Below are 5,076 nucleotides of genomic sequence, written 5' to 3'. Positions count from 1 at the left end.
TTTACCCCGAAGCAGCGGCTGGCCATGGCCGCTTAGTTTCTACTTCTCGCGGCCGTGGAAAATGGGGGCATTACCATTGCAGCTGAATCGAAAGCAACCATTGTGGGTTTAAGCGGGATAGGCAAGACGACCGCGATGGATGCGGTATTGAGAATTTATCCCAATCAGGTGATAAGGCACGAAACCTTTCAGGGACAGCGGATTCCCATCACGCAAATCGTCTGGCTCAAGGTGACATGCCCTCAGAACGGCTCGATCTCAAGTTTTTGTCGAGAATTCGCACGACAACTAGATCGAGCATTGGGAGTCGACAAATTTGAGCGCATGTATTCACGCAGCAAAGTGACTCGTGACGAACTCGAAGGGATGATCCGGCAACACTGCGCAACGTACTTCGTAGGCTTGCTTGTGATCGATGAAATCCAACGTCTGGATCTTGCAAAAACCCAGGGTGCGGCTCCTCTGCTGGACTTCTTCCAAGACTTGCGCGACCACCTGAAAGTGCCTAGCCTTTTGATCGGTACCTACAAGGCTGTGCGATTGTTTCAAGGCGAACTCAAGGACGCTCGCCGCGCTTCCGAAAGCGGTTTGATTGATATCGAGCGCCCCAGCTCTCACCTGGATGAGGAGTGGGTCAAGTTTGTCAAACGCCTCTGGACTTACCAGTGGACGAAAAAACCCACTGCAGTAGACGATGACCTCCTTTTTACGCTCTATGATCTCACACAGGGAATAACCGATATTCTGGTGATACTGTTTAAATTAGCTCAGCAGCGTGCCATGTTTGACGGCACCGAAGCTGTGACGGTCGACTGCATTCGCGCGACCTACGACGACCAACTGACACTCCTGCACCCGGCCATCAATGCGCTGCGGAAAAATACTTTCAAATCGCTTTCCGCGTTCGAAGATCTTTTGCCGCCGAACCGCGACTTGATCGGGACGTCGCCGCCCACAACGCGCGACACCGACCTGGACTCTCGGTTAGATGCGCTGCTGGCAGATCACGCTGACGATGTAGCCGCGGCGAAAACGGCTCCGAAGACTGCGCCCCGGAGCCGCGGCAAAGCCGCAAAGGAAACTCCCGAAGATGATCTTCGTTCGGCCGGTACATCAAGCAACACTTACGAGGCGTTAAAGCAATCTGGGGTCGTCGGCGACGATTCGCTGTTCGGTAACGGGCGCGGCGGCGGCTAAATCAATATCAATGTCGAAACTCCATATCCTCGCGGCTCCAGGGGAGACTGTTTTCGGCATGGTAGCGCGATGGCATCGACGCAGTGGTAACCGCTCAACCGACGACACTATTAGCGAACTCATTGGCGAACATAATGTTGTCCTAGGCAATCTGCTGACTGGCCGTCTCCGGCAAATTTTCGATGCTTTGGGCATGGCAGACGATGCGCTTCAGAACGCCGTCGAACGCCATACAATGTTGCCGTACTTCAAACCCTTTATTGAGAAGAGCCGCTATCAAGCTTCGCGGCGTGCGCTGTTACAGACGCCGGCGACTAGTCTCAAACTATACCTTGGGCTTCCAAGCAGTCGTCTCGGGGCAGCAAACCCACTGCGCTACTGCGATGCCTGTGCCAGTTCGGACCTGCGCACGCTCGGAGTGCCGACCTGGCATCGTGTCCACCAGTTGCCTGGTGTATTGGTCTGCCCAGTTCACGAAATCGCGCTCAACCAAAGCAATCATATTGAGCAGCACAAATACCGCCACGTGCTTTTTTTGCCGGATGAGCCGTTGTCGCAATTCACAAAGGCGGTTCCTGAACCCTCACGATGCGCACAAGCGAGCCTGCTTCGTATCGCGTCGCTAAGTTGCGAGTTGCTCAATAAGTCAAAACGTCCCAACGGCCAGCTTCACGCCTTGAGAAATCGCTATCGGGCGCTTTTGGAACGACACGAACTCACTCGATCGGCCACCCGCGTGGATGTGGTCGCACTGCAACGGGCTGTCGCCGCGCACTGGGCGCCGTTGCGCGAAATCAAGCCGTTTTCAGGCTTGCTGGGATCGATCGGCGGCGACCATGATTGGCTGACGAGTCTCGTGCGTAAGCCACGCGGAGTTTCCCATCCGCTAAAGCATTTGATGCTGATAGGTGCATTTTCTCCTACACTCGACGCATTTTTTTCGCCTCCGAAAGCCGTGATTGCAGCACAGAACATGCATCAGGGAAGGGGCGAACCTCGAACATCATCACTAGTTGGTGACGTCCTTAAGCTAATGTGGGAGCGGGGATTTTCGGCTCGGCAAGCAGCGCGTGAGTTGGCGATTGATGTTCATACTGTCATGACGATCGCACATCGCGAAGGTGTAAGAATCGCACAGCGTCCCAAACGAATTTTCGAAAGCGACGTCGCCGCGATCAAAACTCAACTGAGGGCAGGCGCCTCCATCACGAAAATTGCCGCGCGCACAGGCATCAGCACAGCATCGGTCGGTCGCATCCTAGTTCGTGATATGGAACTGCAAGTTCAGCGTCGAGCCAACCGCCATAAGAAGCAACGGCGAAAAATGCATGCCATCTACCTAAGTATCCGAAGAAAATATCCTCACGACAGCGCTACGGCTCTGCGCAGTCGCGAGCCGGGATGCTACGCTTGGTTGTACCGAAATGACCGAGCATGGCTGCGCTCACATATGCCCGAAGTAAGCAGTCTGGCTCGAGTGAGCAATCTCAAGGGGGCGTGGGAGCAACGGGACATTGAACTAGCCCTGTCGCTAGGCCTGGCGGCTAAAGAGATACAGGCCTCACGTGACGTCCCCGTCCGAATTTCCGTGCGAGAGCTTGGAAGACGGACCGGAAAAATATCATGGCTCGAAAAGCATCGTGCCAAATTACCCCTCTGTGACCACGTCCTGCGTGAAGTAGTGGAGACGACCTCAGCCTTCCAGTCGCGTCGGGTCCAGTGGTGGGCCAATCACTTATTCGCCCGTGAAGGCGTGCTACCAGCACCTTCCCGTGTCTACCGACTTGCTGGCGTGACGTACAAACACGCGAGCGACTACCTCTGACAACCGCATATTCCGGCACGATTGATCAGCCGGGTCGGTAGCCGCTGCCCCTTCTACGACAGGCAGCATCCTGAGCATTGGAGCAGTAGCTCGGCCGATGTGCGTGGCGCGCGGGGCATCCGCGTTCTGGGGTAAGACGAATCTCTCCGAATTGCGGGCTGCAGCGAATGGCTTCATCTATTCGATCGTCACCATGGTGATTTTCGCTTCGATGTCGTTACTGAAGCTACTCACCGAGTTGGATCCATACGTTGACCAGGCTGGCGCATTTCCATCCAGCATCTAGTCAATCAGCAATGCTACTTAGGGTCGGCAAAGTCACTTACAGCTCGCTCTCGATGGAACCAAAGCTCTCGAATAGCGTCGTCACTCTTCGACCCCGGATTGACCTCGCGAACCTTGAAGGTAGTCGGCAGGTCCACCGAGTTACCAAAGATCAACGCATGTTGCTTAGGAAGCGACGTAGGCGCTTCATCACGCAATCAGAAATGAAAGGTGTCTTGCATTGACATACAGAATGACGAGCGCTATCGAGCTGAATCGATGCTGACCTGCTCGCCCTGCGGCTTCCCCGAGCAGAGGAAGCCATGCATTTATTTGATCGGTGCTGGCGGCCCCATCCAGTACTGTTGGTTCAACATCATGTTGTTCATCATCTGCTGTTGCATGTTCAGGTACTGATCGTTCATGTACTGATGCTGCCGCAGTTGCTCAGGCGTCAGCTTGGAGTAATAGCCTCCCATATGCCCCCATCCGCCGCCTGCGCCGCCCATCATTCCCCCGGGTCCCATCATGCCACGCCCCATCATGCTCGGCCCCCACAGATCGTCCATGGCGCTCATAGTGCTTTGCATCGTGGCCCAGTGCTGCTGCAGGAGCCGTTGCCGCTCTTGCGGATCCTGGGTCTGACGGATCTGATCCATCTGCGCGCGCATCGTATTCATCTGTTCCTGCGCCTGGGCCAGTTTCTTGTCAAATTCAACGGTGCTTGGCGCTTGAGCCGCCGTGGCTTTTTTCGACGACCCGGTATCCGCGCTGGCAATGGCCGGCGACATGGAACTGCTCAGGGCGATGCCCGCTATGACTGCGGCAACAATTTTTTTCATGATGGTGAGTCCTCGTAGGTATAAAAACGAAAGAACGGCCGTATTGACACGGCGTCGCATCCTCACTGCATAGTGGCTCGTCAATGCTTCGCGTAACTTGATTTGGATCACACAAGCAGCGATACAGGTCAGATCGCATGTGAGCTGCACCAGGGCGGCACAATGGCCACAAAAGAAGAGGCGCTATCGATGTGTTTCGATTCTGTGTATTAACCATGACGACTTTAAGAGGCGTGCCGCCACCATCGCGATGCCAATCACCTTCGAGTGCCTCCGCTGCAACTGCCTGCTCAGCTTCAGCGTGCGCACTAGTGCAGTGCAGGACGTTCACGATCACAGAAACAGTGGCAACATCACAAACGCGCCGACTGCGGTGCACGACCGACGCCCATGCGCGCTCAAAGAGTCACACGCCACCACGTCTCATCCGAAATCGTGATGACCTTAAAACAGGCACGGAAAGTGTTCGCCGGAGGCGTCCCACCAAAACCGATCACGGACCGCTCAAGATTTTCCGCTGCTCCTCGTATTCCGCGCGATCGATCTCGCCGCGTGCAAGCCGGTCCTTGAGGATGTCGAGTCGAGATGGCCGCTTGCGATCCGAATGCCATCCAAGGCCCGTCGCGCGCAAGGCCCATGCGATGGCCAAAACCGTCAGAACCACGAACGCGATCATCATGATTGGCCCGACAATCATTCCGCCCCACCACATTGGAGAACCGCCCTCCCAACCGTACATCATGAACTGCTCCCTGGATCGAGACGCCGCAAACCAGGCGCCTTCTTTATGACATCGTTACGATCATTAAATTGATTGGGATCAACGCGTTGCGCCTGTTCCGTCCGAAGCAATAGCCTCATTTTGTGAAATTGATCCTGCCCCGGTTTCACGTACATGAGGAATTTGTTAATTTCCTGTTTGTACGGAGGGTTATATGTCAGAAAGAT

The 5,076-nt window shown here is 55.1% G+C and carries 5 protein-coding genes; 2 read left to right on the top strand and 3 right to left on the bottom strand.

All coding sequences use genetic code 11. The features are described 5' to 3' along the window. Positions 1 to 54 precede the first annotated feature (54 nt). Both PCE31106_RS23785 and PCE31106_RS23780 read left to right on the top strand, forming a co-directional pair. Positions 55 to 1,197 carry an AAA family ATPase gene (locus PCE31106_RS23785; RefSeq protein WP_150564888.1) on the top strand — a complete coding sequence of 381 codons (1,143 nt, stop codon included), beginning with the start codon at positions 55 to 57 and terminating at the stop codon, positions 1,195 to 1,197. A 10-nt stretch (positions 1,198 to 1,207) separates the two neighbouring features. Continuing rightward, positions 1,208 to 3,022, top strand: a complete 1,815-nt coding sequence (locus PCE31106_RS23780) for a TnsD family Tn7-like transposition protein (RefSeq protein ID WP_150564887.1) — start codon at positions 1,208 to 1,210, stop codon at positions 3,020 to 3,022. A gap of 593 nt (positions 3,023 to 3,615) precedes the next feature. Here PCE31106_RS23780 and PCE31106_RS23770 read toward each other — a convergent pair. The 3 genes from PCE31106_RS23770 to PCE31106_RS24195 form a co-directional block, all read right to left on the bottom strand. Next, complete coding sequence (locus PCE31106_RS23770) at positions 3,616 to 4,128, bottom strand: hypothetical protein (protein WP_150564886.1); 513 nt, start codon at positions 4,126 to 4,128, stop codon at positions 3,616 to 3,618. 493 nt (positions 4,129 to 4,621) lie between these two features. Next, complete coding sequence (locus tag PCE31106_RS23765; protein ID WP_150564885.1) at positions 4,622 to 4,870, bottom strand: SHOCT domain-containing protein; 249 nt, start codon at positions 4,868 to 4,870, stop codon at positions 4,622 to 4,624. Continuing rightward, positions 4,867 to 5,076: hypothetical protein (locus PCE31106_RS24195; RefSeq protein ID WP_217425928.1), on the bottom strand; the 210-nt coding region annotated here is incomplete at its 5' end. The genes PCE31106_RS23765 and PCE31106_RS24195, both read right to left, overlap by 4 nt.

Source organism: Pandoraea cepalis, from assembly GCF_902459665.1.
Lineage (GTDB): Bacteria > Pseudomonadota > Gammaproteobacteria > Burkholderiales > Burkholderiaceae > Pandoraea > Pandoraea cepalis.
The sequence above is the reverse complement of the archived record's forward strand: the minus strand, read 5'-3'. Positions and strand labels throughout refer to the sequence as shown.